Here is a 26,486-nt window from a genome sequence, read left to right on the forward strand (position 1 = left end):
CGCGTCTACCCAGCGCCACCGCGGAGGTCGGCGTCCGACGGCGCGTACTCTGCCGACTCCGCGATGATGGAGGACGGGTTGGCGTGTTCGACACGGTTGGCCGTGCGGACGTGTGTGAACGGCTCGTCGACGGTTTCGCGGGTTCCGAAGAACGGCAGCAACATCGGCACGTCCATGGCGTGGTTCGGGACCTCGACCACGACGAGGGTCCTCAACACCGGATGATCCGAAACCAAATCCTGGACGGCACCTATAGAGGCGAACCGACTCTCCGTACACAGGACGCGCGCTCCGCCGGGGCCCCAGCCATGAAGCTCTCCCGCCTCCGATATGAACCCGCCCGGATCCTGCCACAAGGAAACCTGAGGCGGGTAGCACGAGTGAACGTCCTGCACCATTCGATGGGTGACGACAACTGCCTCCACCGACAGCCGTACCAGCCGGACGGTTCTGGAGTCGACGTCGACCACCCGTTTGAGCTCTCCCGTTTGTCCTGGGGCAAGAAACGCGTCGTCGTAAGGCGCGGCTAAGACTGTGGCGTAGAGCAGCGTGGAATCGCGGGGCACGGCAGGCGTTTCGCGGTAGTCACCTCTTTTAATGCGCCCGTTGGGATTCAGGCTAGCGAGCAGGGTGTCGGTGGTGGCGGGCTCCGTCGGCGTCCCGACGGGATAGGAGGTGACGCGCACGAGCGCTGCATGCAGGTCCGCCTGGACCGAACCACGGTTGTGCAGAGTCACTTTCGCCAACAGGTGGACGTTCGGACCGGTCGAGCCGATCGGCGACAACTCGGTACTGACGTCGACGAGGGGACGTGACGCCTGAGGCATGTAATCGGTCTGCATCCAGAACTGCACCAGACCGATCAACGGGAAAAGCGCGACCACGACGGCAGCGCCCTTGGTGACGGCGGTACGCGCATAGCGTCCGAGGTAGAGCACCCAGATCAGCGCTATGCCGCCGATCATCAACGCAACGCCCGTTATCCCCAGCAGTTGACTCACCGGACTGCGCTGGTCGACCAGCCACACGTACGCCGCCAAACCCGCAATAAAGATCTGGCTCACCATCGCGGTGATTAAGGCGTTACCCGAGCCTCTGACGATCTGCCCGAACGCCAGCGCGCAGGTAACGCCGATCCCCAGCAAGAGCGCCGAGCCGATCAGATCCCACGCGGAGCTCGTCAGCGTCGCATTCCAGACCGCCAGTGCCAGGACGATCGCCGCGTCGACGCCAATCCAGCAAGCGAGCAGGATCCGAAGCGATCTGCGCAAGCTGCGGACAGTGACATCGGGTTCCGATGCTTGTCCGCCGACCGCCACGTGGTCGTCCGTCGCGTGATGGCCGTCTCCACCAAGGTTTGTCTCGAGTTTGAGCTTCATCGCTGCGCCTCACATGTTCGGTGATGGCGGCACTCTACGGCGGCACAGCAACCCACCGCGTGAGTAATTGGCTACCTGTTTTCCTGGGCTTATCCGGCTTTAGCAAATTTCCAGTGGACGGCCATGGCACCATGGTGGACGTGACTACGCATCAGCTGCCCTGGTCTGCCATGGGCCACCAGCCGCGGCAGCGCACGTTCGCGCAGTCGTCGAAGCTGCAAGACGTACTCTACGAAATCCGCGGCCCGGTGCACGATCACGCCGCGAGGTTAGAGGCCGAAGGCCATCGCATCCTCAAGCTCAACATCGGCAACCCGGCACCGTTCGGATTCGAAGCACCCGACGTGATCATGCGCGACATGATCCAGGCACTGCCGTACGCGCAGGGCTATTCGGACTCCAAAGGCATCCTGCCGGCGCGACGTGCCGTCGTCACCCGTTACGAACTCATCGAGGGCTTCCCGCGATTCGACGTCGACGACGTCTATCTGGGTAACGGGGTCTCGGAGCTGATCACTCTTACCCTGCAAGCGCTGCTCGACAACGGCGACCAAGTATTGATTCCCGCGCCCGATTATCCGCTGTGGACGGCGTCGACCTCGCTGGCGGGCGGCACCCCGGTGCACTACCTGTGCGACGAGACGCAGGACTGGCAGCCCGATATCGCCGACCTGGAATCCAAGATCACCGAACGCACCAAGGCGCTGGTGGTGATCAACCCGAACAATCCGACCGGCGCCGTCTACAGTCGCGAAGTCCTCACGCAGATGGCCGATTTGGCGCGCAAGCATCAGCTGCTGCTGCTTGCCGACGAGATCTACGACAAGATCCTCTACGACGACGCCAAGCACATCAGCATGGCCTCGGTAGCGCCGGACGTGTTGTGCCTGACGTTCAACGGGCTCTCGAAGGCCTATCGGGTGGCCGGGTATCGGGCCGGCTGGTTGGCAATCACGGGACCCAAAGACCACGCCAGCAGCTTCATCGAAGGCATCCACTTGCTGGCGAATATGCGGTTGTGCCCGAATGTTCCTGCGCAGCATGCGATCCAGGTGGCGCTGGGTGGGCACCAGAGCATCGAGGATTTGGTGTTGCCCGGCGGTCGGCTGCGTGAACAGCGCGACGTCGCCTGGACCAAGCTCAACGAGATCCCCGGCGTCTCCTGCGTCAAGCCGGCCGGCGCGCTGTACGCCTTCCCCCGGCTGGACCCCGAGGTGTACAACATCGAGGACGACGAGCAACTTGTGCTGGACCTACTCCTGCAGGAGAAGATCCTGGTCACCCAGGGCACTGGATTCAATTGGCCCGCACCGGATCACCTGCGGATCGTGACGCTGCCGTGGGCGCGTGACCTCTCGCACGCGATCGAGCGACTGGGTAACTTCCTGGTCAGCTACCGCCAGTGACCTCGGGGCAAAACACTTCCCTGGCGATGTCCGCGAAATCGGCTGCAGTATCAGGTGTCAGGTCCGGCGATCCTTCGACGATGTCCGCAACAACCTGCTCTTCACTTTCGCCGCGCTCCAGTCGTGAGCAAACGCGGTGCGCATCGTTGACCGCAACATCGGTCGACCGGGATAGTTCAATGCCTTCGCTGGACAGCAGCCACAGGAACCGGCCATCTTTGTCCATCGCGTGCGGCGAGGTAGCAGCCGGTGAAGTCGACGTCGACTCCGTCGGCGTGGGATGGTCACGTTTCCAGTAGGAAAACGACACTGCGCCAACGACGATGAGGGCGATGACCAGCGCAACCAGAACAGCTCCGCCGCGGATCGGCTGCGGGTTGGGTGTTGTCGTCATCCTCAGCGCTGTTCGAGCAACTGCAGCAGATAGTCGCCGTAGCCGGATTTGACCAGGCTCTCCGCGCGACGCGCCAGTTGCTCGTCGTCGATGAAGCCCATCCGCCACGCCACTTCCTCCGGCACGCCGATCTTCAAGCCCTGCCGTCGTTCCAGTGTGCGGACGTAGTCGCTGGCGTCCAGCAGAGAATCGAATGTTCCGGTGTCCAGCCAGGCCGTGCCGCGCGTGAGTACCTCGACGGCGAGCCGGCCCTGGTTCAGGTAGATCTGGTTGACCTCGGTGATCTCGTATTCGCCGCGCGCCGACGGCTTTAAGCCGCGGGCGATCTCGACCACGTCGTTGTCGTAGAAGTACAACCCCGGCACCGCGTAGTGCGACTTGGGCGTGGCCGGCTTTTCCTCGAGCGAGAGCGCGATGCCGTCGTCGCCGAATTCGACCACTCCGTAAGCCGACGGGTTGGCCACCCAGTAGGCGAAAATTGCACCACCACTGATGGTTTGGAAACGGCGCAGGTTGGTGCCCAGACCCGGGCCGTAGAAGATGTTGTCTCCCAACGCTAATGACACCGAGTCCGTGCCGATGTGGTCGGCGCCGATCACGAATGCCTGGGCCAGGCCGTCGGGCCGGTCTTGCACCGCGTAGCTGATGTTGATACCGAATGCCGCGCCGTCGTCGAGCAGCCGGTGGAAGCCAGGCGCATCGTGACCGGTGGTGATGACCAGGATGTCGCGGATACCGGCCGTCATCAACGTAGACAGCGGGTAATAGATCATCGGTTTGTCGTACACGGGCAGCAGCTGCTTGCTGACGCCCATGGTGATCGGATAAAGCCGTGTGCCCGAACCGCCGGCCAAGATGATTCCGCGCATCAGCTACTCCTCAGTCGACCAGGTCGGCCTCGGTGAGCTCGGTTGCCGCCAAAGCCGATTCCAGGTCATCATGCCGGAACACCGAGGTGACGTGATCGTGAACGACCCGAAATGCCGCCGCCGCAGCGCCGTTGGCGCCCTTGAGTTCGACGACGACGACGCCGTCGTGCACGAACATCCTGCCCAGCTCCGCGGTCTGGGCGCGCTCGGTGGCCCATTTCCGAAGCGCCTGATGGCCCTGCCCGGCACCATGCGCGTCGCCGACTTCGATGTCATCGCTGGACAGCGCGATCAAGGTGTCGATGTCCGACGTGTTGAGGGCGTCGTGCCATGCCAGCACGGTGGCGATTTCCGATGTCGTCATGATCTGCAACGTACCGCGCCGTCTAGAACGGCGTGTGGTCCAGCCAGTTCTGCCACACCGCGGAGTCGCCGAACACCGCGATATCGGTGTCGGCGACCGCAACTCGTCGAGTGACGGCCAATAGCAGGTCGGTGGCGGGTCCGCGCAGCGCCACCGTGCCCTTGCCGTGGTCGTGTGACCAGGTGATGTGTCCGCCGTCGGCGCGGAGGGTCCATTCGCCGGCCTCGCCGAGGCCGTCGTCGGTGGCGTGCAGATGCACGGTGTCGCCCGCGTGAAGAGGGGCCCCGTCACTGCCGGCTTGGAGCGTCGCCCGCTCCAGCCACTCGGTGATGGCGTCGGCCGCCAACTCGGGCGCGAGGGTGTAGTCGAGGCCCACGGCGAGCGCGGCGTCGGCGCGGTGGACGGCGGCCTCGTGCACCCGGCGGCGAATCCACCACTGCGCCGGGCGCGTCCCCAGGAATGTCCACACCGGGGTATCCGCACCGACTTGCTCGACGGCGTCGACCAGCAGCTGCGCGCCGCCGTGCAGCCAGGAGACAGCGCCGTCGGGATCCGGCGGCGGCTTACCTTCCTCGACGTCGCGGGGGTCGAGGAAGTGGTCGAGCCGGTCGCGGACGATCTGCGCCGCCCAGCGGTCTCCGCGGCCGACGTGGCGGAACAGCTGCCGCAGGCTCCACTCCGGACACGTCGGCACCGGGGTCGACGGGTCGGCGCTGCGGATCACCTCACCGAAGGCGTGGTTTTGCTCGAGCAGTGCTGCCACGTAGTCCACGCGGTCAGGTTACGCGCCGCCCCAGGCAGTACATCCGCCAACCCGCCTGCTGCCAGCGGGCGACGTCCAGGCAGTTGCGGCCGTCGACAATCACCTTGGCGCGCACCCGATCAGCAAGCTCGCGGGGGTCGAGGTCGACGAATTCGCGCCACTCGGTGAGTACCAGCACGGCGTCGGCGCGTTCGCACGCCTCGGCCACCGACACCGCATAGTTGAGGGTGGGAAACACGCGGTGCGCGTTGTCCAGGGCCTTGGGGTCGTAGACGTTGACCGCGGCGCCGTTGAGCTGGAGTTGGCCGGCGACGTTCAGCGCCGGCGAGTCACGCACGTCGTCGGATTCGGGTTTGAAGGCGGCGCCGAGCACGGCGATGTTGGCACCCAGCAGCGAGCCGCCGCAGGCGGTGGTGGCCAATTCGACCATCCGGGTGCGCCGGCGCATGTTGATGTTGTCGACCTCGCGCAGGAACGTCAGCGCCTGGTTGGCGCCCAATTCGCCGGCGCGGGCCATGAATGCGCGGATGTCCTTGGGCAGGCAGCCGCCACCGAAACCCAAGCCGGCGTTGAGGCATCGCCGACCGATGCGCGGGTCGTGCCCGAGCGCGTCGGCCAGCATCGTGACGTCGGCGCCGGCGGCCTCGCAGACCTCGGCGACCGCGTTGATGAACGAGATCTTGGTTGCCAGAAAGGCGTTGGCGGACACCTTGACCAATTCCGCGGTCTGAAGGTCGGTCACCAGAAACGGCACGCCGGCCTCCAGCAGCGGCCCATACAGGTCACGTACCGCGAGTTCAGCGCGCGTCGAATCGTCTTGCACGCCAAGGACAATGCGGTCGGGCTGCAAGGTATCGTGCACAGCGAATCCCTCGCGCAGGAACTCGGGGTTCCAGGCCACTTCGACGTCGACGCCTTGTGGTGCGATGGCGTGGGCGCGTCGGCCCAGTTCAGCCGCCGTGCCCACCGGCACAGTGGATTTGCCGACGATGACGGCGGCCCGCGTCAGTCGTGGCACCAATTCGTCGATGACGGCGTGTACATGACGCAGGTCGGCGCCGTATTCGCCCTTCTTCTGCGGGGTTCCGACGCCGAGGAAGTGCACGTCGGCGAATTCGGCGGCCATCTCGTAGTCGGTGGTGAACCGCAAACGGCCCGCGGCGATGTTGTCGCTCAACATCTTTCGCAGTCCGGGTTCGTAGAACGGGATGTCACCGCCGGCTAGCTTGGCGATTTTGCCGGGATCGATGTCGACGCCGACGACATCGTGCCCTAATTCGGCCATCCCGGCGGCGTGGGTAGCACCCAGATAGCCCGTGCCGAAGACGGTGCATCGCATAACACCGTGTGTAGGCGGCCGCGACGAGCTAACCGTGTCCGGTTACCAAGCGACAGGCGAACGCCAGATGACAGTTTGCTGCGTTCGGCCATCGCCGCGTCGACTGTGCGGTTTCATACGCCCGCGTCGGCGTGTCGCGTATGAAACCGCACAACCGGCCGGAGCTACAGGCCCGGGATGCCGGGGATTCCCGGAACGCCGGGGATTCCGCCGCCGCCACCATGGCCGCCACCATGGCCGCCGCCGTGACCTCCGCCACCACCATGGCCGCCTCCGCCGCCACCCGGGATGCCCGGAATGCCGCCGCCGCCGGGGATACCGGGAATCCCGCCGCCCCCGACCCCCGGGCCGACGGGAACTGGGACGGGGACGGGGACCGGCGCAGCCGGAGCGGGTGCCGGCGCTGGTGCCGGAGCCGCGGGCGCGGGAGCGGGAGCCGGGGCTGCGGGAGCAGGAGCGGGCGCCGCGGGAGCAGGAGCGGGCGCTGCCGGTGCCGGAGCTGCCGGGGCCGGCGCGGGAGCCGCGGGTGCCGGGGACGGCGCTGCGGGGGCCTGCGGCGCCGCGGACGGCGGAGGAGGCGCGGCCGGCGGCGACTGCTGCGGCGGCGCCTGATTGCTCGGGACCACCATCGGGTGCCCGGGATTCGGCTTCTCACCGACTGACGGGCGCATCGTCATCAGCAGCGCAACCGCCAGTGCGACGACGCCGACCACAAAGACCGCGGCCACCGCGCTCGCCACCAGCGCCGCGGGCCGGCGTCCCCGCTTACCGGCCTCGGGAAATGCGCCGGTCTGCACGTCCTGCTGGTTGGCGTAAGCGGTGGGGGCGTTGGCTTCGTCATCGGCGACGGCGCTGTAGGCGAGGGCTTCGCCGCCGTCGGGCCTGGCGGCGTCATCAAGTTCGGGGCGGTAGCCCGGCGTCACGGCATAGGGGTCGATCGCGCCGGTGCCGGGGTCTTGCGCATAGGCCAGCGCGGCGGTCGACGACGAGAACAACGGCGCATGCGCCGATGCCAGCGCCGCCCCGCGGGCCAGCGCCGTCTCGGGCTCTTCAGGGGCGTTCACCGGCAGCGACGTCGTCGCCTCCAGCTGGGGTTTGAGGGGCGCGATGTCCACTCCGGAGCCGACCATGAACAGCCCGTCGGGCCGCGATGGCAGCGTCTGCATATCGGCGACCAGGGCTGCCAATTCGCCGGCGGTGTCGCCGCTTTTCAGCGGCTCGCGGCGCACTTCGGTGATCGAGCCGTCGGCGGAATCGACGATGGCCATCGTCGCGGTGTCCGGTTCGAGGAACAACAGCCCGGTCCGGCCGTAGCCCACCGAGCTGCCGACCGATTGCGCCAGCGCCGCCGCGGCCAGAAACGCCGACACCAGCATGACGTTTTCGACCTTGTGGGCGGCCAGGGCGTCCCGCAGGGCGGCTGCCTCCGCCTGGTCCGTCCAGGTCACCCCCGTCGACATGAGCTCATAGCCGCCCTCGGCGGCGCCTTCGCGGGTTCCCAGGATCGCCGAAACGACCTGTTCGGGTGCGGTCTGCGGTGCTGAGCCGCCGTCGACGTCGAAGTCCTCCTGCTCGACGGTGACACCGTCGCCGTTTTCGCCTTCGACCAGCAGCATGCGAACCGTCGAGGGCGCCATCGACACACCAAGTACGGTCTCCATTTCCCCTCCAAATTCAATGCCGCCAAGTGTTGGGTTAGGAATACCCGTTTTCGGCGGCCAGGCGCTTAGAACCCGATGCCGAGGTTGAGCCCGGGAGCCAGCGGAACCTTGATGCCCGGGGGGCCTCCGCCGTGGCCACGGCCACCGCCGCGGCCATGGCCCCAGCCACCACCGCCGTGATCACCGCCCCACGGTTGGACCGGCGGCCCCGGCGGCGGCGGGGCAAGAATTTGGCCCAGCTGCGGCAACACCGGCGGAGGTGGAGGTGGCGGCAGCGCAGGCGGAGGCGCAGGGGCAGGAGCCGGGGCTGGCGCGGGCGCCGCCACGGGAGCCGGGGCGGGTGCAGGAGCGGGAGCCGGGGCCGCAGCCGGCGGGGGTGCCGGTGCCGGTGCCGGCGCAGCTGTCTTGGGCGGGGCGGGCGCCGCAGCCGGCGGTGGCGTCTTCGGCGGCGCGGGCGCGGCCTGTTTGGTCGGTGCGACGACGTTCTGGCCGAGGCTGGGCCGCTGGTTGACGGTCGGCCGGATGCTGACCGCCAGCGAAATCACCAGGGCCACAACGCCGACGACGAAGATCGTCAGCACGCTCATCGCGGTCAGAAACGGCTTGCGAGCGGACTGCTCGGCCGCTGCGGCCCGAAAGTCCAGCATGCCGGAGTCAAGGATCTCTTCCTCGCCGGTGAGGTCGACGTAGGCGTCTGGGCCCTCGGCGGTGTAGGCGTCGGCATCCTCGTCGGGAATGGCGCTGTAGGCGAGGGCCTCGCCACCCGAGTCGACGTCAGCCGCGGCCAGGTAGCCCGGAGAAACGGCATACGGGTCCACCGCGCCGGTGCCGGGGTCCTGCGCGTAAGCCAGCGCGGCGGTCGACGACGAGAACAACGGCGCATGCGCTGATGCCAGCGCAGCGCCCCGGGCCAGCGCCAGGTCCGGCTCCTCCGGAGCGCTGAGCGGAAGCGTCGTCGCCGCCTCCAGCGCCGGCTTGATCAGCGGGATGTCCACCCCGGAACCGACGACGAACAATCCCTCGGGCCGCGATTCCAAGCGGTCGGCGCTGGCGGCCAGCTTGGTGATCTCGGCGACGGCCTGGTCGTCGTCCTCGGGGAGGGGCCGGCGGCGCACCTCGGAGACCGACCCGTCGGAGGAGTCGACCACCGCAAGGGTGGCGGTGTCCGGCTCGATGAACAACAGCGCGGTATTGGAGTAGTTGGTGGCGGTGCCGACGGCCTGGGCCAGCGCGGCCGCGGCCAAAAACGCCGACACCAGCATGACGTTTTCGATCTTGCGGGCGGCCAGCGCGTCGCGCAGAGCGGCGGCCTCGAACTGGTCGCTCCACGTCACGCCAGTCGAGGCCAGGTGGTAGCCGCCCTCGGCAGCGCCCTCGCGGGTGCCCAGGATGGCCGAGACCACCTGATCCGCGGCAACAGTGTTTGCCGGCCTGCCGTTCGAGGTGACGTCGAAGTTGTCCTGGTCGATGGTGACACCGTCGGCGTTCTCGCCTTCTACCAGCACCATGCGGACCGTCGACGGTGCCATCGACACACCGAGTACGGTGTCCACTACTTCCTCCTAAGTAGTTTGCTAGCCGCTCGCGGTCCGGGCAGCGCAGTACATGCGTCTCTTGACCCTGATACTTCGACCCTACCTGCCGACGCTTAAAGCAACCTGGCAGCCGGCGGCCGTGCCTAGGTCGATTTGATGAAGTTTTGGTACGAGCGGGACGGCGTCGGCCCCCGCTGACCCTGGTACTTCGAGCCGGCCCGGGCGCTGCCGTAGGGGTGCTCGGCGGGGCTGGTCAGCCGCAGGATGCACAGCTGGCCGATCTTCATTCCCGGCCACAGCGTGATGGGCAGGTTGGCGACGTTGGAGAGCTCCAGCGTGATGTGTCCGCTGAAACCCGGATCGATAAATCCCGCGGTCGAGTGGGTCAGCAGGCCCAGCCGCCCCAGCGACGACTTGCCCTCCAGCCTGCCCGCCAGGTCCTCGGGCAACGTGCACAGCTCCAGCGTCGACCCCAGCACAAACTCGCCGGGATGCAGCACGAACGGCTCGCCGTCGACGGGCTGCACCAGGCTGGTCAGCTCGTCCTGCTGCTGGGCCGGGTCGATATGCGTGTATCGGGTGTTGTTGAACACCCGGAACATGCTGTCGAGGCGGACGTCCACGCTGGACGGCTGAACCAGCGTGTCGTCGAACGGGTCGATGCCCAGGCGGCCGGCGGCGATTTCGGCTCGCAGGTCGCGATCGGAGAGCAGCACGCGACGAGCGTATCCCCGGCATCCCTGGTGTGGATGAGCGACGCCGCGCTGGATGCTAGCCTTTCCGATCAATCGCGCCGATGTAGTTCAATGGCAGAACATCAGCTTCCCAAGCTGAGAACGCGGGTTCGATTCCCGTCATCGGCTCCAAGTTGAGCCGGGCGAACGGCGTTCGATTGTCCCCGATTGAAACTGTTGCCGGCTGCTTCAAAGTATCGCCTTTCGGTGTGGCCGCCGCGAGATGCCCGTCAGCGGCGAATCGGCGACCCACCATCGCGAATGCTCCGGCGGTAGGTCGGGCAGCGACCGTCTACTGGGTTCTCCCAGACCACACCGACCTAAGCGAGCGACAGCAAGGTGTATTGGCGCAGGAATACCTCGCTGACAGGGGCGTTGTGTTTTTTGTGTTTATGCAGGAGGATAGTTCCATGGAGACAATGCTTAAGACAGGTGAAGTCGCTCGGTTGCTCGGCGTCTCGCGCCAGCATGTCGCCAATCTGTGTGACCGCGGCGAGCTCGACTACGTTCGTGTAGGCGCTCATCGACGTGTCCCGCGCCGCGAAGTCGACCGTCTCGTGGGCAACCAACTCACGCGCGAAGAAGAAAAGTCGTTGCGGCTACATCAGGCGTTGTTGACACAAATGCTCGCTGAACCAAACGCTGTGATATCGAAGGCTCGCGACAACCTCGATCGCTGGACCAGCATGCATCGTCCTGACGGAATGACCGTGCGCTACTTCGAAGAGTGGAAGCGAGTGCTCGACGACGGTTTAGACGCGATTGTGGAGGTCATTAACAGTCCCTCGCAGGAGGCGCGGGAACTACGCCAAAACTCTCCGTTTGCCGGCGTATTGCCCGAGGAGACGAGACTGCGAGTCCTGCGAACCTTCAAGGATCACTGGAATCGGGAGCACAAGCGGGCGCTAGCAGGGTGAACCGACAGCAACTGGCTCATCTGCTCCGTTCGGCATGCAATATCGCCCATGATGCGGATGTGCTTGTGCTTGGCTCGCAGTCGATCCTTGGGTCGTTTGACGAAGCGGACCTCCCTCCAGAAGCCACGGCCTCCCAAGAGGCTGACATAGCCTTCCTTGATGATCCGGGGAGGAACAAGGCGGATGAGGTCGAGGGCGCCATCGGCGAGATGTCAACGTTTCATGAAGAACATGGCATCTACGCCGAGGGTGTCCACATCGATGTGGCCACGCTGCCCGAAGGGTGGCAGGACCGCCTCGTAAGTTGGGAGCTTCAATCCTCGAAGCCTGCTAGGCCGCGCTTTCTCGATCCGCACGACCTTGCGATCTCAAAACTTGCTGCTGGGCGGCCAAAGGACCTCGATTTCGTCCTGGCGCTGATTCGTGGCGGACTCCTAGATGCGGCGGTAATTCGGGAACGAACTTCCAGGCTTCCTGCGGAGACCGATCCGCGTATCGGCGAGCGCATTGAAGCGTGGTTGGACTATTACTGCCGTAAGAAAAAGTAGTCGGGATGCCCTGGCAAGGTTCAAGCGGTATGGGAGGTGTTCGGGCCGTCCCGAAGCGCGCTTTTCGGAAGGTCGATTAGATCGAGCGGCCGCTTCGTCCGGCCCCAGTTCCAACGTTGTTCGCCGTAGCCGAAACGTGACGAAGCCTTGACCGAATTGCTAACGCGCCCTTGCGCTTCCGCCCGCCAGGCCAGCCCTACCATCTATTACAACTTTGTCAAATGAAAAGGAATGGGGCCATGCGTGCGGGTCTCCGGTGCGTTCTTGCGCTGATCGGGACCGCTGCGACGGTGGTTGCCGGGCCGGCCGACGTAGGCCTGGCGGCGACGAGCCAGTCGTATCGGTTCGCGGTCGCATCGGTTCTACCAACTGGGGGCCAAACCGTGGGTGTCGCCCACCCCGTCGTGGTGACTTTCAGCGCGCCCGTTGCCAATCGACCCGCTGCCGAGCGCGCCATTCAAGTCAAGTCGGCGCCCGCGATGAGCGGCCATTTCGATTGGCTCGAGGACGACGCGGTGCAATGGGTGCCCGACCGATTCTGGCCGGCGCACAGCACCGTGGCGCTGTCGGTCGGCGGCGTGGCCACGGAGTTCAAGACCGGCCCTGCCGTCGTCGGCGTTGCCGATATCGCGGAACACACCTTCACCGTCACCATCGACGGAGTGGGGGCCGGACCGCCGCCGCCACGACCGGCCCCGCATCACCGGCCTCACTGGGGCGAAGAGGGAGTGCTGCTGGCCTCGATGGGTCGGCCGGAATACTCGACGCCCGTCGGCACGTACACCGTTCTGTCCAAGGAACGCTCGGTGATCATGGATTCGAGCAGCGTCGGCATCCCGGTTACCAATCCCGACGGTTACCGGCTCCCGGTGGAGTATGCGGTACGCATCACCAAGCGTGGCCTGTTCGTGCATTCGGCTCCATGGGCTGTCCAATCATTGGGCTTTGAGAATGTCAGCCATGGCTGCATCAGCCTGAGTCCCGCGGACGCCGAGTGGTACTACAACACCGTCAACATCGGCGACCCGGTGATTGTGCAGGAATCGGGAATAGAACGACCACGGCGGCTTGCCCCAGCAAGCACCGCACCGAGATGACTTACGCTGTAAGCGTTTAGCGTTTCCAAACCCGAGTGGCCAGTGCTATGCGGTTGAGCCTACTTGCCGTCTGGCGATCTGATAAGCGTTGCCAGACGTGTCCTGCACCATTGCCCGGCGATCACCATACGGGGTGTCCAGAGGCGGCTCGATCATCACCGCACCGGCATCTAGCGCCACCCTGTATGTCGCATCGACGTCGTCGACGTACACGTAGAGGAACGCTGGAAAAGGCTCTCGCTGACCGGCTTCCGACACCAGGACCAGCGAGTCCCCGATGCACACCTCCGCTGGCCGATCCGCTTCGACGTGGCCCGTCGCCCCGAACACCCTCCGCAGGAAGGCGACCACACCGGTTAGGTCGTTAACCACCATCCGCGGCGTAACCGAGTGGTACCCAGGTGGAGGAACGGACGCGGCGGCTATGGCGCTAGTCTCGCACGGGTCTCTCGGATAACCGGTAGGAGAACACGATGGACCAGCAGCAGATCGATGACGAACTGTCGACGCCCGGCGCGCAGAAGTTGCTCGCGTCAACGTCGTCCGCTCACCTCGCCTACATCGGGAACGACGAGACACCTCGGGTCGTTCCCGTCGGATTCTTTTGGACTGGAACGCAATTCGTTATCGCCACGGCCACAACTGCGCCGAAGGTCACGGCGCTGTCGGTTCGCCCGGCCGTTGCGCTGGCCATCGACACAGGCGACACCCCCGAGCAGGCGCGAGCCCTCTCGGTACGCGGGCAGGCGAACGTCCAGATCGTCGACGGCCCAGTCGAGGAATACCTCGCCGCGGCCAGGAAAGCCATGGACGCCGAAGCAGCAGCCAAGTTCGAGCAGGATGTCCGCGAAATGTACGACCAGATGGCGCGAATTGCGATCACGCCGAACTGGGTGCGCTACTACGACTTCGGCGCCGGCCGCATGCCGCGATTCCTGAAGGATCTGGCCGAACGAAATCAACCCTGAAGCAGGGCTAGCTGGCCGTGTCCGAAGGACCGGGCGCAACCGGTTGGCCGGGTACCGGCCCGCCGGCCGGCGCCGGACCAGTCGGGTCACCCTTGCCCGCGTAGGTCCCGGACATGTCGACGAGTGGAGCACCAGCTGGCGCGCCGCCAAGCGCAATCAGCGGAGCACCAGCCGGGATCACCGGAGCCACCGGCACGGGAGCACCTGCCGGAACCGGAGCACCCGCAGGCACCGGCGCGCCCACTGGGACGGGAGCGCCCACCGGAACAGGCGCACCCGCGGGGACGGGGGCACCCGCAGGCACCGGTGCCCCCACCGGCACAGGTGCGCCTACAGGAGCACCGACGGGCCCGGGCACAGCCAGCGGAACACCAGCCATGTCGGTGAGCGGAGCGCTGGCCGGGCCGCACGAACCTGCGGCACCAGCACCGGCTCCAGCTCCGGCGGCGGCCGCCGCCGGACCACCGGCCGCGACATCGCCCGACATCCCCTGGACGCACGCGTAGCCACCGCCCGTTATCAGCGGCGCCGCCGCCGCAACCGGACTCAACGCTACAGCGGTCCCCCACAACCCAGCGCTGGCAATGACTTTGATGCCCAATCGATCAAAGCGCATCATCACCGACTCCTTCATTCGCGCTCCGAGAGTTCCACAGCCAACTGGTGGTGCAGAACCGCATAGCCATACCGATGTCGCGGTTAGACGACCGTCCAATTGTTAGCAGTCGGTGTGCCACACGAAACGCGGCGCGCGGCGCCGTTTCCAAAAGGTGACCTTCGGCCGTCGTTACCGAACCGGCTGAGGCGCGCTCAGCGAATGTAAACCTCGTTGCCGGTGGGGTATCCGCCGCCGGTGGTGGTGATGTGGACGTGGTCGTAGTGGCCGTATCCGGACCCTTGCGGGCCGTTCGGTGTGTAGTACGTGCCGCGCCAGATCGCATCTTGGATCCCGAACCGGTCGGCGTTTTGGAGCACGAAAGCGACGATCTGGTTCCCCAGCGCGATGCCCTCGTCGCTGCCGGGGTTGGGAATCATCACGTCGAGCGCCAACCCGTTCGGATGCCACCGCAGCGCATCCGGTCGGACACCGCCGATGGTTTGAATCTCGGGGAAGATCGCGCTGATGGTGCGCTCCACCAAGATCGTCCTGACCTGTAGCCCGCGCTCGGGAGCCTTTCCCGGTGGGAGCAACTCCGGCGGACGCTCGTGAACCACCCGCATTCGCGATGCCGGCATCGACTCGCCGGAATCCGGCGCGCCGGACTGTGCCGACCGATTAGGCGCTGCCGCCACGACCTGCAGGCAGCATGGCGCGTCGGCAACCGGTGCGGCCTCGCCGCCGGCCCCGGGTGGGCGAGCGCTGCCGGCCACGGCAAAGAAGACGGCGGCCGGGCCGATGGCTGCAGCCATGACAGCCGGCGTCTTTCGGCGCTTCTTGGCTAATCGGTGCCTCCCCATGGTCGAACAGGATACGAGCAAATGGAGGAATAGTCACAATCGGGTAACGGTCGCCACCTGACGGGCTCTTTGCTCCACTCGCAGACCGGCCCAGCTACCGACCGTCTGCGCAGGTCAGGCGGCTATTCCGCCGGACGGGTTTTTCGGCCGCAACCCAGGTGGCACGCTCGAGGGCATGACCGAGCAGCTGCCGCAGCCCCGCTTCCTCGACGACCGGTTGGCCCACTGGACCGACACCAAGCCCGACGCCGAGGCGTTCACCTACCTCGACCGCACGTGGACCTGGCGGCAGTGGAACGACCGGGTCAGGCGGCTCGCCGGCGCATTGACTGAGATGGGCATCAAGCGCGGCGACGTCGTGGCGTTCCTCGACAAGAACCACCCGGCCTGCGTCGAGCTGACAATGGCCGCGGCATCGATCGGCGCCGCCAACGCGATCATCAACTTCCGGCTCGCCGGCGACGAGCTCGACTATGTCATCAACGACTGCGGCGCCAAGGTGCTGATCGTCGGCAGCGAGCTGGAACCGACCGTCGACAAGATCCGCGACAAGCTCACCAACGTCGAGCACATCATCGAGGTCACGCCCAACGGCGGCGACGACGACGAGTATGAGGCGCTGCTCGCGAACGCGTCACCGGTCCAACGCGGCGCCGACGTCGAACCCGACGACGTGTGCATGGTGATGTATTCGTCCGGAACCACCGGCCGCCCAAAGGGAGTCGCGCTCACGCAGGCAAACGTCTTGGCGCACACCGTCAATGCGCACGAGGGGTGGGACTTCGACGAGGGCGACAAGAACATGGTGTCGATGCCGCTGTTCCATGTCGGCGGCTCGTCCTACGTCCAGTTCGGCATCTACGACGGCGTGCCGAGCGTGATGACCCGCGACGTCGACGGCGCGTCGCTGGCCGGCGCAATCCTGCAGGGCGCCAACCGAACTTTCCTGGTGCCGGCGGTGCTGGCCAAGGTATTGGAATCCGGCGAGGACGCGATCAAGCTCTTCGGCCAACTCAAGACGTACTGCTACGGCGCCTCGCCGATGCCGCTACCGCTGCTGCGCGCCGCGTTGAAAGCGTGGCCGAACACCGACTTCATTCAGGTGTACGGGCTGACCGAAGTCTGCGGCGTCATCAGCCATCTGATGCCCGACGCGCACCGCGATGAAAGCCATCCCGAGCGGCTGGTCAGCGCCGGCACCCTGATCCCGAACGCCGAGCTGCGAGTCGTCAACCCGGACACGCTGGCCGACGTACCCACCGGCCAGCCCGGCGAATTGTGGTTCCGCACACCACAATTGATGAAGGGCTACCTAAACCGGCCGGACGCGACGGCCGAAGCAGTCACCGAAGACGGCTGGTTCCGCACCGGCGACATCGGCCGCGTCGACGACGACGGCTACATCTACGTCGAAGACCGGCTCAAGGACATGATCATCTCCGGCGGCGAGAACATCTACTCGATCGAGGTCGAGCGGGTGCTCGCCGAACACCCGGCAGTGATGGAGGTTGCGGTGTTCGGCGTGCCCGACGAACGCTGGGGCGAATCCGTGAAGGCCGTCGTCACGTTGGAAGGCGAGGCAACCGAAGCCGAGCTGATCGACTGGGCACGCGAGCGGCTGGCGCACTACAAGTGCCCGAAGAGCGTCGACATCAAGGACGAGCTGCCCCGCAACCCCACTGGAAAAATCCTGAAAAAGGATCTGCGCCAGCAATATTGGCAGGGCCGCGAGCGGGCGACCGTTTAGAAGACGCGTATCCAGTCGATGAGCATTTCCGCGGGGTAGCTCCCGCCCGCCGGGTCGCCGCCGCCCGAACCACCAACCGCGAGATTGAACACCGGAAACATCGTGTAGTCGGGGTCGTTGAACGGCCACTTGCGGATCGGATCGTTGAGATCTTCGATGCCGGTGGCCGGGACGCTGAAGTATGGCTCGGCTCCGTCGACGTAGTCTTCCCAGAAGTAGAAACCGGTTTGATTCCAGGTGACCCGCCAGTTGTGCCAGTTGCCGTCCACCCCGATCGGCTGGGTCTCGAAAGCGGTGCCGAACGGATCCGCGTGGACGGTGGTTCCGGAAGGCCATGTCCCGTTGCCATACCACTCGACGAGGTCGACTTCGCCTTCGCGGCCGGGGAAGTCGTTGGACAACCAGAAGGCGGGCCAGCAGCCGGCGGTAAGGCAGTTGAGCTTTATCCGGGCCTCCCACGTCGTCCCGATCCCTCCCCGCCAATTGCCGCTGACGAGACCGCCGAAATAGGTGTCGCCGTCATGTGTGGCGCGTAGAACCAGGTTGGACTTGCCGTCGAGGAACACGTTTTGCCGACTATCCCGGTACTGGTACCAGAATTCGGGTCGATCGAAGCCCACCGGGTTCTTGATCGGGGTCCGGTAGTTCGACACCGCCCAGTTTCCACCGGGGGCGGAACCGGCCGGGCCGTCGAACTCGTCGTGGAATAGGTAACCCCCGGTTGTGGCGCCAGGTGCCGGTGCAGTTGGTCGCGACGGATGAGCCCGGGCCTTGGGGAGAGGCGCTGCGGCTGCCACGGCGCCGATCCCGAACATCAACATCACGCTGCGACGATCCATCCCTGCACCACCCATCGATCGAGCCCACACGCCGGACGGGTACATACCCGCGGGAACAACTCTCAAACGGTGCTATGAAACCATGCGCCGGCCGGGCTGCGCATCCGAATCCGGCGGCGCGCCGCGGCCGATGTCGCCGACGTGGGGTTACGACGTCTGGTCGGAATCGTCGAGGACGCTGACCGCGATGCCGTACGGCAGGAACCGAACCCGGCGCGCCGGGTCGGTGTTGTTCTTGTTCGCGCGCAACGCATCCAACTCGGTCGCATAGACCTCTTCGACGCGGGCGCCGCCGTTGGCGTCGACGGTGTAGATCGCCCACACCCCGTCGCCTGCTTCTCCGGCGGTTTCGGGTCGTGGTCGCGCCCGTCGGGTGAACTCGTCGATGAAGCCGGTCCATCCGGCCCGCTCGTTCGTGAGCAATCTGCCAAACGCGTCCCGCAGACCCTCGGTTGCTTCGCGAAGCACTCGTTCGAAGTCTTCGGGGTCAAATCCGAACGGACCGTTCTCGCTCATGGCAGTTGCTCCTACGGTCCCGGCGGAGGCGCCGGCGGCGGTGGTGGGTTGATCGGGATCGGCACCGTGACGAACGGCAGGTGCAGATACATCGTCATCGGCGGCATCTGCGGCGCGGGCGGCGCCGGCGGCGGCGCGGCCGGGGGTGGTGGCGGCGGCGCAGCCGGGGGCGGCGCTTCTTGCGGTGCGGCCGGCGGCACGTAGGCCGGCGCCTGCCGTGGCGGCGCCTGGTGAACCGGAGCCGGGTTGGCCACCCGCTGCGGCGCCTGACGCACCACTGGCGCCGGCTCGGTGATGGTTTCGGGGGCCTGCGACGACGGTGCCGGCGGCGGTGGCGCGGCCGACGGCGGCGGAGGCGCCGGTGGTGGTGGCGCGGCCGGCGTAGAGGGCGCGGCCGCGGCAGGCGGCGGCTTGGGCGGCGCCTGCTTGGTGGGCACCGCGACGCTTCCGTTCGCGCTGGGCGGCTGCTGCCCGACGGTCGGGCGGACATCGGCGGCCAGCGAAATCACCAGCGCCACAACGCTGATGAGGAGAAGCGCGGCCACCCCGCTACCGATCACCAGCAGCGGCCGGTGCGGCCGGCTTTCGACGTCGTCGTCGTCCTGGACAGCGCTGTAGGCGAGGGCGCCGGTGTCGACCACGGCATCGGCGCACACGTCGAGATAGGCCGGCGCAAGCACGTCCCGGTTCACCTCGCCGGTTCCCGGGTCCAGCGCGTACGCCAGCGCGGCGGTCGACGAGGCGAACAACGGCGCGTTCGCCGACGCCAACGCCGCGCCATGAGCCAGCGCCATGTCCGGCTCCTCGGCGACGCTGACCGGGATCGCGGCCGCCACTTCCAGGTGGTGCTTGATCGGGAAGATGTCCACGCCGCAACCGACGATGAACACGCCGCTCGGGCGTGTCTCCAGCCCGTCCAGGCGCTCGACCATCGTGGCCAGATCGGCGGCCGCCTGCCCGGTATACGGCGAGCACGTCACCTGCTGGCGGTGCAGGTTGACGATCGAACCGTCGGAGGTGTCCACGACGGCCAGGGTGGCGCTTTCCGCCTCGACGAACAGTAAGGCGGTGTACTCGTAGCCCAGTGCGTGGCCGACGGTTTGGGCCAGCGCAGCCGCTGCGAGCAGCGGGGACACCAGCATGACGTTTCGCAGGTCGCGGGTGGACAGTGCGTTGCGCAGCGCGCCGACTTCTCTGGGGTCGGTCCAGGTCACCCCGGTCGACATCAACCGGGAGCCGCCCTCGGCGGCGCCTTCCCGGGTACCGAGGATGGCCGCAATCACCTGCTCAGGCGCACTCGCCGGCGCTGAGCCGCCGACCTCGAAGCATTCTTGTTCGACGACGACGCCGTCGGCGTCTTCGCCTTCGACGAGCACCATGCGGACCGCTGTTGGTGCCATCGACACACCAAGAACGATGTCCACGACTCCTCCAAAGTCCCTTGCTGGCCACGGTCTGGCGGAGGAGTGCGCCGCGCCGGCCGCCTACCTACTTCGTCGCCGCTGTGCTGTGCGGTGTTACTTCACGGGCTAGCTGGACGGCGTCAGCCCCGCCGAACCGGGCAATTCCACCCTACCCGGCGTCAACCGCCAGGGTTCAAGAACGGATTCTGCGGAGCCGGGGCCTGATTCTGCGGCACCTGGACCGGTATCGGGACCGGCACCAACGGAATGGTCAGGTATTCCGTGGTCATCGGCACCGTGGTCGTGGTGGTGGTCGTGGTCGACGATGGCGGCGGCGTGGTGGTTGTGGTCGTCGTCGTGGTGGTTGTGGTGGTCGTCGTCGGTGGCTGTGTGCTGGTGCTGGGCGGCGGCCGGTATGTCGTGGTCACCGGCGGCGGGGGCGGCGGAGGCGCCTCGGTGGTGGGCGGTGGCGGTGCGACGCTGGGCGTCGGTGCGGCGCTGGGCGGCGGGGGCGCCACCGGGCTGGGCGACGGCGGCTGGGAGCTCGGCGGCGGAGGAGGCGCGGAGGGGCGGCTGGTCGGCGCGGGCGGCGCCTGGTGGCCGGTGGTGCTGGTCAAGGAGTACGCCACCCCGCCGGTTGCGAACATCGCGACCAACGCGCCGAGGCCAAGCAGTAGCTGTGCCAGGCGGCCTCGTCGCCGCGGCTCGTCCGGCCGCAAGGTGGGCAGGTACTGAGACGGTGGGGCGCCCCCGTCGTCGTACGGATCGCCGGTGTAAAACAGCGGCTCGTCGCCGGCGTCGTCGGCCTCCGACCAGGCCAGTTCCGCCTTCGGAAGCGTCGATGACGGCTCCTCGTCGAAAAACGCGCCGTCGGTGGGGATTCCGAAAGAGCCGGTGCCGAAGCCGCCGGTCGGGGCGTCGAATGTGCCGGTGTTCGCGGCGAAGGTGCCGGTCGCGGTGCTCGCCGCTGCGGCCATTGCCGTCGCCGGCTCGGCTTGGTTTTCTTGCTGCTCGCCCGGCTCGCGTGAAGAAAGCATCACCGCACCGACCGCCATGGCCAGTGCCGGCTTGACCGCGGTCACCACGGACAATTTGGCATGAGACGAAAGCCGTTGGGCCACAAGAGGGATGCTGGCGCCGCCGCCGGCCATCGCCACCGCCGCGAGCTCGTCGCGGTCAATCTTGTTCCGGGACAACGCTTCGTCGAATGCGGAGAACACACCGCCCAGCCGATCCTCGATCAGCCTCTCCAGCTGGGCTCTGCTCACCTGGACAGTGGCGCGACGCCCGGGAAGTTCGGCGTCTACCGCGGTCACCGTCTCGGTGGACAACCGCTCTTTGGCTTTACGGCACGCCTCGCGCACCTGATCGAGTTGGCCCACGGCCGCAGTGCTCTCAGGGTCTGCCTGGTCGGTGTGGCCGACAGCATCCAGGACGTGAACCAGCAGTGCATCATCGATGTGCGTGCCGGAAAACTCGGCGTAGCGCAGTGTTTCACCGATGGGCGTAAAGCCGGAGCCGGCGTCGGCCAGCGTGATGTTGGTGCCGCCGCCGCCGAAGTCCAGCAGGCCGACCACACCGCGGACAGGCAGACGCGCACCAGAGTTCAGCGCAATCAATGCGGTGACGGCGTCGGAAACCAGCCGGGGAGCTATACCGCTGCGGACAAAGCCAGGGTGGGTGCGCAACGCGTCACGCAGCGCTTGCACGGCTTGCGGTTCCCAGTGTGCGGGAACGGCAATCGTGATCTCCGATGTCGAGGCGTCGGCCCCGGCCGCTGAGATCATCGCGTCCAGCGCCTCGACCAGCAACAGCGCCGGGTCGTGCGTCGATCCGTCGAGGGATACCACCGCGTCCGAGTGACCAATCCGCTCAACGAAGTCGCTGACCACTGTGCCGGTCCCGGTGGGATCCGTGTTGTCCGTGGGCACGCCGAGTTGCGGTGTGCGATGGGGAAATAGGGTCAACATGGAGCGGCGCGTGACGGGTGGACTCCCGTTACGCACCGCGACGAGGTTGGTGGTCCCGATCGATAACCCCAACGGGTCGTACATAAAGTGAATACCTTGCGTCGTGAGCGGTCGGCGGCCAGCGTTCACCATAGCTGCGGTTGGGGCCCATCAAGGCCAGCCACATCGCGGTTGGTATCCGGTCGATGCGGTTGTGTCACCGAAGTGAGACAGTGCGCACCGGTGCGGCGACGCTCATGACCACCGGGCCGCGCGGATGCAGCGTGATATCGGCGCGCGGGCGCACGACCGTACCGGGCAGCAGATCCAGGCGGGCCGACTGTGCCAGCGTGGCCAGCGCCATCGTCGCTTCCAGCTGCGCAAGGCCGGCACCCACGCAGATGCGGCGACCTCCGCCGAACGGCAAGAACACGTACCGCGGCCGTTTCGCCGCCTCGTCGGAGAGGAATCGGCGTGGGTCGAATCCCTCGGGGTTGGGCCAGAATTCGCGGTGGTGATGCAGCAGGTAGGGCGAAATCGCCACGGTGTCACCGGGGGTCACCTCGACACCGGCGATGTTGTCGGCGGCGACCGCGTCGCGCTCGATGGTCCATGCCGGCGGATACAGCCGCATGGTCTCGGACACCACCGCCTGCGTCCATTCCAGTGATGCCATGTCGTCGGCCTGCGGGTCTTTGTTGCCGACCACTTCGTCAACCTCGGCGACCAACCGGTCGCGCGCTGCCGGATAGCGCGACAACAACGTCAATGCCCACGTCAGTGTGTTGGAGGTGGTTTCGTGGCCGGCCAGCACCAACGTCATCACCTCGTCCTGAATCTCGTTGCGGCTCAATGGCTCCTCGTCCGCTTCGGCGGTGAGCAGCAGATCCAGCAGGTCGCTGGGCTCGTCGTGCGGAGTGGCGATGCGCGCGTCGACGATTCGGGTGACCAGTGAATCCAGCGTGGTCGCGGCACGACCGGCACCGGGGATCAAGTGCTCGGCCAGCCACCGCGCCCGCTGGGGCGAGCCAACGCCGGACAGCGCAATGCTGGCCATCACCGCGGCGCTCTGCAGCCGGGCAACCGCACGCCCCACGGGCTGGGCGTCGGCGGCCAGGTCGATACCGAACAGCACCCGCCCGATCACCTGCATAGTGAGTGTCCGCATTTCGTCGGCCACGTCGACGGTGGTTCCCGGCGCCCACTGGTTCGCCCGGTTCCGGGCGGCCGCGACGACGGCCGGGGCGAACGATTGCACGTGGCGGTGGCTGAACACCGGCTGGACCAGGCGGCGGTGCCGCTGCCAGGTCCGGCCCTCACTGGTCAGCAGGCCGTCGCCGAGAATCGCCTTCAGCGGGCGGTAGGTGAAGGCCTTGACGTAGCGGTCCTGGTGCGCGACGAGCAGGTGTTCGGCGTGTTCGGGGTGGCTGAGCAGGAAGTAGGTGTGCTTGGCCGTCAGGGGGATTCGCACGGCGTCGCCGTAGTCGCGGTGAAGCGCGATGTAGGCGGCCAGTGGGTCGCGCAGCATCTGCGCCCAGTACCGCAATGATTGGCGGCGTGACGGCCCGGACACCATACTTCGGTATGATACAGCTGTCTTAAGACATTTGTGCAAGGAGTTTGATGGGCAACCGCGAGGCCCTGCTGGAAGCGGCGATCGTGTGTCTTCGCGAACACGGATTCGGCGGCACCCGTGCACGCGATCTGGCGAGCACCGCCGGGGTCAGCCTCGGCGCCATCCGCTATCACTTCGGTTCGACCGAGGCGTTGTTGAATGCGGCGATCGTCGAGAGTTCTCGACGGTGGATCAAAAGCTTTCAGACCTCGATGGCGGCGGACGCAGAGACCGGTGTCGCCGATGCGGCCGACGGGTTGTACGACGTCTTCGAGGCGCACCGGGAACTGCTGGCCGGCTTCGTCGAGGCATTCGCGCACGCGCAGCGCTCCGAGCACGCCCGACGCGAATTAGCCAGCTACTACGACGAATTCCGCCGTGATATCGCGGCGGCGCTGGGTGGCGGTTCCGGCGCCGAGTCGGTGGCGTCGATCCTGCTCGCTCTTGTCGACGGGCTGATGGTGCAGTGGATCCTCGACCCGTCGCGGCGTCCGGAACCAGATGTGCTGCGACGGGCGGTCGGCGCCTTGGCGGCGGCCACGCGTTGACTCTGCGGTTATGGCGCAAAAGTTCGAGAGGCCCGCGCCGTGGACGCAGAATGAATTCAGACCACAGTGAGCGGTAGTGATCGCCGCGGCTGGAACTGGAACGTCGAACCGCCGCTGACCTTGGCCACCGACACCTCCGGCAGTTCCTTTGCCGCGGTGTCTGTTTCGGCGAATTCGGCAGTCCAGTCGGTGCTGGTCCCGCTGGCCTGCACTGCGACGTATGGGTCCACCGCGGTGGCGATCGCCTGCAGCGGCTGCGTCGACTCGGGCGAGCACAGCGACATCCAGGCACCGTCGTCGTGGGCCGGTGAATGGCGGACGACCAACCGGTCCGTCACATCTGCGTCGACGTAGCCAGCAGGATTCAGCAGCGGATGTAACTCCAACACCTTGAGAACGCCCTCGACGCCGGCGGGCAGCGACAGCGCCCGGTGAATGCGTTCGGCGCCGAGTCCGGCCACGCCGATCAACTGGCGAGTGCCCACGGAGGCGGCCACATCATCTGTGCAGCGAGCCCGCACCGCGATCGCAAACGACAGATACAACAGATGCATCTGCAGGCAGACCTCGTCGGCCATGCGCACCAGCGCCGAATGCGAAAAGGCGCCGAAGTCCAGGTCGGACACCAGCGGGCCCGAGTAGTCGGGCTGGCCTTCCTCAGACCGATTGACATCCGGGAGTTCCCATGTGGCAGCGCGGGTTTGGCGCACGACGCCCAGCGCCGGAATACCCTCGGCAGGCGGATACGACTCGTCGATGATCACCGTCCACGCACAGTGCGGATGCCGGTCCGACGGCTCCCGCGGCGGCCGATGGATCGGCCGCATCTGCGCGCGCGGGTTGGTCGCCACCGCGGTCGCGTCGAACGTCGGGTCCTCGATCGTGTGGCACATGCCGAAGACGTACTCGTCGCCCATCGGCTCCACGTCGAGCAGCGCGCCGCAGTGGTCGAGATGGAATTCGCCGTGCCAGCGGTCGTGAACGGTGTAGCGGAAATCCATGAACTGTGGCGGCGCGCCGATGTCGAGCTGCAGGCCCTTGAAGATGGTGGGCACGTCGTCGCCCTCGTACTTGAGAGCCCGCTGCATCCGTTTGGTGTAGACCGGGCTGGCGCCGGCCCACTCCTCGATCGCGATCTGCAGCATCTCCTCGCGACCGAATTCCTGGATGCACCACGCCATGCCGGACCGGTCGATCATGTGCCCGATCAACAGCAGCTCGGGAACCAGAACGGCAAGCTGCTCACGGGACAGCCGCGCATAGCGAGATCGACTCACCTGCCCAAAAATAGTCATGACTATGTTATAAAGTCAACAATGTCCATTACCGCAGGTGCCGCCCCTACCAGGCAGACGACCGCGCCACGCAAACGCGGCGACGACACCCGCGCAAAGATCATCGACGAAACGGTCCGCTGCATCGCCGAGGAGGGCTTCGGCGCCGCCACCGCCAAGCACGTCGCCGAACGCGCCGGCGTGACGTGGGGGGTCATCCAGTACCACTTCGGCGACCGCAACGGACTGCTGATGGCCGTCGTCGACGACGGCGTCGCCAAGCTGATCGAATCGCTGTCGTCGGCCGACGTCGGCGAGCTGCCGCTGCGCGAGCGCATCGAGGTCGTCGTCGACACCGCATGGAGCTGTTACGCCAGCCCCACCTCGCTGGCCGCCTTCGAGATCCTGCGGGCCACCCGCTGGAGCTCAAGGCGGCATCTCGTCGAGATGAACGACGCGATCAATCAGTTGGGCCGGCTGATTACCGACGATCCCGCCAATGACGGTGTGGCCGAGGTGATTTGGGCCGCACTGCGCGGTGTGGTGTTGGCACAGATGATCATGGGCGTGCCAGTCGACTGGCAGCGAGAACGCCGCGCGCTGATCGACATGGTGACGCACTATCTCCAGCGCTGTGCTCCAATGTCGTGATGAGCTCCCACGACGACATCGCAGCGATCAAGCAGGTCAAGTACCGGTACCTGCGCGGGCTGGACACGAAGCACTGGGACGACTTCGCCGCGACCCTCACCGAGGACGTCCAAGGCGACTACGGGTCGTCGGTCGGCGAAGAGCTGCATTTCACCAACCGCAACGATCTGGTCGACTACATGCGTTCGGCGTTGGGCCCGAACATCATCACCGAACACCGGGTGACCCACCCCGAGATCACGGTCAACGGCGACGAGGCGTCGGGTACCTGGTATCTGCAGGATCGTGTCATCGTCGCCGAGTTCGACTTCATGCTGATCGGCGCGGCGTTCTACCGCGACCGCTACCGGCGCACCGCCGACGGCTGGCGGATCTGCGCGACGGGATACGACCGCACTTACGAGGCGACAATGTCGTTGGCGGGCCTCGACTTCAAGGTGAAACCCGGTCGCGCGCTGGCTTAGACCACCGCGAGTGTGAACGACGCGACGCGACACGCCGAAAGCCTGCCG

Annotated in this window: 27 protein-coding genes and 1 tRNA gene; 10 read left to right on the forward strand and 18 right to left on the reverse strand. The window is 66.5% G+C overall.

Annotated features, from left to right (window positions below):
* Positions 1-5: 5 nt before the first annotated feature.
* Positions 6-1,379, reverse strand: a complete 1,374-nt coding sequence (locus MFM001_RS00180) for a hypothetical protein (RefSeq protein WP_116372408.1) — start codon at positions 1,377-1,379, stop codon at positions 6-8.
* A gap of 113 nt (positions 1,380-1,492) precedes the next feature.
* On the opposite strand from MFM001_RS00180, the gene MFM001_RS00185 reads away from it, so the two are divergent.
* Complete coding sequence (locus tag MFM001_RS00185) at positions 1,493-2,785, forward strand: pyridoxal phosphate-dependent aminotransferase (protein WP_116372410.1); 1,293 nt, start codon at positions 1,493-1,495, stop codon at positions 2,783-2,785.
* On the opposite strand, the gene MFM001_RS00190 is transcribed toward MFM001_RS00185, so the two are convergent.
* The 8 genes from MFM001_RS00190 to dcd form a co-directional block, all read right to left on the reverse strand.
* Entirely contained in the window at positions 2,769-3,179 is a 411-nt protein-coding gene (locus tag MFM001_RS00190) for a DUF732 domain-containing protein (RefSeq protein ID WP_116372412.1), read from the reverse strand. The two genes, MFM001_RS00185 and MFM001_RS00190, sit on opposite strands and share 17 nt — an antisense overlap.
* 2 nt (positions 3,180-3,181) lie before the next feature.
* Entirely contained in the window at positions 3,182-4,048 is an 867-nt protein-coding gene (gene rfbA / locus MFM001_RS00195) for a glucose-1-phosphate thymidylyltransferase RfbA (protein WP_116372414.1), read from the reverse strand.
* Between the two features lie 10 nt (positions 4,049-4,058).
* Positions 4,059-4,412, reverse strand: a complete 354-nt coding sequence (locus MFM001_RS00200) for a nuclear transport factor 2 family protein (protein WP_116372416.1) — start codon at positions 4,410-4,412, stop codon at positions 4,059-4,061.
* Positions 4,413-4,434: 22 nt separating this feature from the next.
* Entirely contained in the window at positions 4,435-5,184 is a 750-nt protein-coding gene (locus MFM001_RS00205; RefSeq protein WP_116372418.1) for a maleylpyruvate isomerase family mycothiol-dependent enzyme, read from the reverse strand.
* 4 nt (positions 5,185-5,188) lie between these two features.
* A complete protein-coding gene (locus tag MFM001_RS00210; protein ID WP_116372419.1) occupies positions 5,189-6,514 on the reverse strand; it encodes a UDP-glucose/GDP-mannose dehydrogenase family protein in 1,326 nt (441 codons plus the stop codon).
* Positions 6,515-6,678: 164 nt separating this feature from the next.
* On the reverse strand, positions 6,679-8,175 hold the full coding sequence (locus tag MFM001_RS00215; protein WP_192886814.1) for a hypothetical protein: 1,497 nt from the start codon (positions 8,173-8,175) through the stop codon (positions 6,679-6,681).
* Between the two features lie 65 nt (positions 8,176-8,240).
* Positions 8,241-9,683, reverse strand: coding sequence for a hypothetical protein (locus MFM001_RS00220; protein ID WP_238158871.1), 1,443 nt, complete (start codon positions 9,681-9,683; stop codon positions 8,241-8,243).
* Positions 9,684-9,853: 170 nt separating this feature from the next.
* A complete protein-coding gene (dcd, locus tag MFM001_RS00225; protein ID WP_116372421.1) occupies positions 9,854-10,426 on the reverse strand; it encodes a dCTP deaminase in 573 nt (190 codons plus the stop codon).
* 76 nt (positions 10,427-10,502) lie between these two features.
* Between dcd and MFM001_RS00230 the strand changes: the two genes are divergently transcribed.
* The 4 genes from MFM001_RS00230 (at position 10,503) to MFM001_RS00245 (ending at position 13,006) form a co-directional block, all read left to right on the forward strand.
* Positions 10,503-10,576 (forward strand) — tRNA-Gly (locus MFM001_RS00230).
* Between the two features lie 278 nt (positions 10,577-10,854).
* A complete protein-coding gene (locus MFM001_RS00235; RefSeq protein ID WP_116373489.1) occupies positions 10,855-11,361 on the forward strand; it encodes a helix-turn-helix domain-containing protein in 507 nt (168 codons plus the stop codon).
* Positions 11,358-11,909 carry a DUF6036 family nucleotidyltransferase gene (locus tag MFM001_RS00240; RefSeq protein ID WP_116372423.1) on the forward strand — a complete coding sequence of 184 codons (552 nt, stop codon included), beginning with the start codon at positions 11,358-11,360 and terminating at the stop codon, positions 11,907-11,909. The genes MFM001_RS00235 and MFM001_RS00240 overlap by 4 nt, the downstream gene beginning before the upstream one ends.
* 239 nt (positions 11,910-12,148) lie before the next feature.
* Positions 12,149-13,006 (forward strand): Ig-like domain-containing protein, encoded by an 858-nt coding sequence (locus MFM001_RS00245; RefSeq protein ID WP_116372425.1) that lies wholly within the window; start codon positions 12,149-12,151, stop codon positions 13,004-13,006.
* Positions 13,007-13,051: 45 nt separating this feature from the next.
* Here the strand turns inward: MFM001_RS00245 and MFM001_RS00250 are convergent, their stop codons facing one another.
* Positions 13,052-13,381 (reverse strand): glyoxalase/bleomycin resistance/extradiol dioxygenase family protein, encoded by a 330-nt coding sequence (locus MFM001_RS00250; protein ID WP_116372427.1) that lies wholly within the window; start codon positions 13,379-13,381, stop codon positions 13,052-13,054.
* Between the two features lie 98 nt (positions 13,382-13,479).
* Here MFM001_RS00250 and MFM001_RS00255 point away from each other — a divergent pair, with 98 nt between their 5' ends.
* Positions 13,480-13,974, forward strand: a complete 495-nt coding sequence (locus MFM001_RS00255; RefSeq protein ID WP_116372429.1) for a pyridoxamine 5'-phosphate oxidase family protein — start codon at positions 13,480-13,482, stop codon at positions 13,972-13,974.
* Positions 13,975-13,981: 7 nt separating this feature from the next.
* Here MFM001_RS00255 and MFM001_RS24705 read toward each other — a convergent pair whose 3' ends face one another.
* Positions 13,982-14,593: a hypothetical protein gene (locus tag MFM001_RS24705; RefSeq protein ID WP_116373492.1), complete on the reverse strand. Its 612-nt coding sequence runs from the start codon at positions 14,591-14,593 to the stop codon at positions 13,982-13,984.
* Between the two features lie 191 nt (positions 14,594-14,784).
* The gene (locus MFM001_RS00265; protein WP_116372431.1) at positions 14,785-15,432 is read right to left on the reverse strand and encodes a hypothetical protein; all 648 of its coding nucleotides are present in this window, start codon (positions 15,430-15,432) and stop codon (positions 14,785-14,787) included.
* A 175-nt stretch (positions 15,433-15,607) separates the two neighbouring features.
* On the opposite strand from MFM001_RS00265, the gene MFM001_RS00270 reads away from it, so the two are divergent.
* Complete coding sequence (locus MFM001_RS00270; protein ID WP_116372433.1) at positions 15,608-17,179, forward strand: long-chain-fatty-acid--CoA ligase; 1,572 nt, start codon at positions 15,608-15,610, stop codon at positions 17,177-17,179.
* Here the strand turns inward: MFM001_RS00270 and MFM001_RS00275 are convergent.
* The 5 genes from MFM001_RS00275 to MFM001_RS00295 form a co-directional block, all read right to left on the reverse strand.
* Positions 17,176-18,018: a family 16 glycosylhydrolase gene (locus tag MFM001_RS00275; protein WP_192886815.1), complete on the reverse strand. Its 843-nt coding sequence runs from the start codon at positions 18,016-18,018 to the stop codon at positions 17,176-17,178. The genes MFM001_RS00270 and MFM001_RS00275 overlap by 4 nt on opposite strands.
* 147 nt (positions 18,019-18,165) lie before the next feature.
* Positions 18,166-18,534, reverse strand: coding sequence for a hypothetical protein (locus MFM001_RS00280; protein ID WP_116372435.1), 369 nt, complete (start codon positions 18,532-18,534; stop codon positions 18,166-18,168).
* 11 nt (positions 18,535-18,545) lie between these two features.
* Positions 18,546-19,958, reverse strand: coding sequence for a hypothetical protein (locus tag MFM001_RS00285; RefSeq protein WP_116372437.1), 1,413 nt, complete (start codon positions 19,956-19,958; stop codon positions 18,546-18,548).
* A gap of 158 nt (positions 19,959-20,116) precedes the next feature.
* Positions 20,117-21,991, reverse strand: coding sequence for an Hsp70 family protein (locus MFM001_RS00290; protein WP_116372439.1), 1,875 nt, complete (start codon positions 21,989-21,991; stop codon positions 20,117-20,119).
* 112 nt (positions 21,992-22,103) lie between these two features.
* The gene (locus MFM001_RS00295; RefSeq protein WP_116372441.1) at positions 22,104-23,462 is read right to left on the reverse strand and encodes a cytochrome P450; all 1,359 of its coding nucleotides are present in this window, start codon (positions 23,460-23,462) and stop codon (positions 22,104-22,106) included.
* 47 nt (positions 23,463-23,509) lie between these two features.
* Between MFM001_RS00295 and MFM001_RS00300 the strand changes: the two genes are divergently transcribed.
* Positions 23,510-24,049, forward strand: a complete 540-nt coding sequence (locus MFM001_RS00300; protein ID WP_116372443.1) for a TetR/AcrR family transcriptional regulator — start codon at positions 23,510-23,512, stop codon at positions 24,047-24,049.
* Positions 24,050-24,105: 56 nt separating this feature from the next.
* Here MFM001_RS00300 and MFM001_RS00305 read toward each other — a convergent pair whose 3' ends face one another.
* Positions 24,106-25,326, reverse strand: a complete 1,221-nt coding sequence (locus MFM001_RS00305; RefSeq protein ID WP_116372445.1) for a hypothetical protein — start codon at positions 25,324-25,326, stop codon at positions 24,106-24,108.
* Between the two features lie 39 nt (positions 25,327-25,365).
* Between MFM001_RS00305 and MFM001_RS00310 the strand changes: the two genes are divergently transcribed.
* Both MFM001_RS00310 and MFM001_RS00315 read left to right on the forward strand, forming a co-directional pair.
* Positions 25,366-25,974 carry a TetR/AcrR family transcriptional regulator gene (locus MFM001_RS00310; RefSeq protein ID WP_116372447.1) on the forward strand — a complete coding sequence of 203 codons (609 nt, stop codon included), beginning with the start codon at positions 25,366-25,368 and terminating at the stop codon, positions 25,972-25,974.
* Entirely contained in the window at positions 25,974-26,438 is a 465-nt protein-coding gene (locus MFM001_RS00315; protein ID WP_371684937.1) for a nuclear transport factor 2 family protein, read from the forward strand. The genes MFM001_RS00310 and MFM001_RS00315 overlap by 1 nt, the downstream gene beginning before the upstream one ends.
* The last annotated feature ends 48 nt before the right edge of the window (positions 26,439-26,486 follow it).

It is taken from the genome of Mycobacterium sp. MFM001 (assembly GCF_003402475.1).
Taxonomy (GTDB): Bacteria; Actinomycetota; Actinomycetes; order Mycobacteriales; family Mycobacteriaceae; genus Mycobacterium.

Coding starts and splice junctions, on each gene's coding strand:
- MFM001_RS00265 (WP_116372431.1), bottom strand. CDS start 15,432: ATGGGGAGGCACCGATTAGCCAAGAAGCGCCGAAAGACGCCGGCTGTC.
- MFM001_RS00300 (WP_116372443.1), top strand. CDS start 23,510: ATGGGCAACCGCGAGGCCCTGCTGGAAGCGGCGATCGTGTGTCTTCGC.
- MFM001_RS00245 (WP_116372425.1), top strand. CDS start 12,149: ATGCGTGCGGGTCTCCGGTGCGTTCTTGCGCTGATCGGGACCGCTGCG.
- MFM001_RS00270 (WP_116372433.1), top strand. CDS start 15,608: ATGACCGAGCAGCTGCCGCAGCCCCGCTTCCTCGACGACCGGTTGGCC.
- MFM001_RS00255 (WP_116372429.1), top strand. CDS start 13,480: ATGGACCAGCAGCAGATCGATGACGAACTGTCGACGCCCGGCGCGCAG.
- MFM001_RS00295 (WP_116372441.1), bottom strand. CDS start 23,462: ATGGTGTCCGGGCCGTCACGCCGCCAATCATTGCGGTACTGGGCGCAG.
- MFM001_RS00235 (WP_116373489.1), top strand. CDS start 10,855: ATGGAGACAATGCTTAAGACAGGTGAAGTCGCTCGGTTGCTCGGCGTC.
- MFM001_RS00190 (WP_116372412.1), bottom strand. CDS start 3,179: ATGACGACAACACCCAACCCGCAGCCGATCCGCGGCGGAGCTGTTCTG.
- MFM001_RS00310 (WP_116372447.1), top strand. CDS start 25,366: ATGTCCATTACCGCAGGTGCCGCCCCTACCAGGCAGACGACCGCGCCA.
- MFM001_RS00275 (WP_192886815.1), bottom strand. CDS start 18,018: ATGGATCGTCGCAGCGTGATGTTGATGTTCGGGATCGGCGCCGTGGCA.
- MFM001_RS00210 (WP_116372419.1), bottom strand. CDS start 6,514: ATGCGATGCACCGTCTTCGGCACGGGCTATCTGGGTGCTACCCACGCC.
- MFM001_RS00315 (WP_371684937.1), top strand. CDS start 25,974: ATGAGCTCCCACGACGACATCGCAGCGATCAAGCAGGTCAAGTACCGG.
- MFM001_RS00220 (WP_238158871.1), bottom strand. CDS start 9,683: ATGGTGCTGGTAGAAGGCGAGAACGCCGACGGTGTCACCATCGACCAG.
- MFM001_RS00290 (WP_116372439.1), bottom strand. CDS start 21,991: ATGTACGACCCGTTGGGGTTATCGATCGGGACCACCAACCTCGTCGCG.
- MFM001_RS24705 (WP_116373492.1), bottom strand. CDS start 14,593: ATGATGCGCTTTGATCGATTGGGCATCAAAGTCATTGCCAGCGCTGGG.
- MFM001_RS00200 (WP_116372416.1), bottom strand. CDS start 4,412: ATGACGACATCGGAAATCGCCACCGTGCTGGCATGGCACGACGCCCTC.
- MFM001_RS00180 (WP_116372408.1), bottom strand. CDS start 1,379: ATGAAGCTCAAACTCGAGACAAACCTTGGTGGAGACGGCCATCACGCG.
- MFM001_RS00215 (WP_192886814.1), bottom strand. CDS start 8,175: ATGGAGACCGTACTTGGTGTGTCGATGGCGCCCTCGACGGTTCGCATG.
- MFM001_RS00280 (WP_116372435.1), bottom strand. CDS start 18,534: ATGAGCGAGAACGGTCCGTTCGGATTTGACCCCGAAGACTTCGAACGA.
- MFM001_RS00250 (WP_116372427.1), bottom strand. CDS start 13,381: ATGGTGGTTAACGACCTAACCGGTGTGGTCGCCTTCCTGCGGAGGGTG.
- rfbA (WP_116372414.1), bottom strand. CDS start 4,048: ATGCGCGGAATCATCTTGGCCGGCGGTTCGGGCACACGGCTTTATCCG.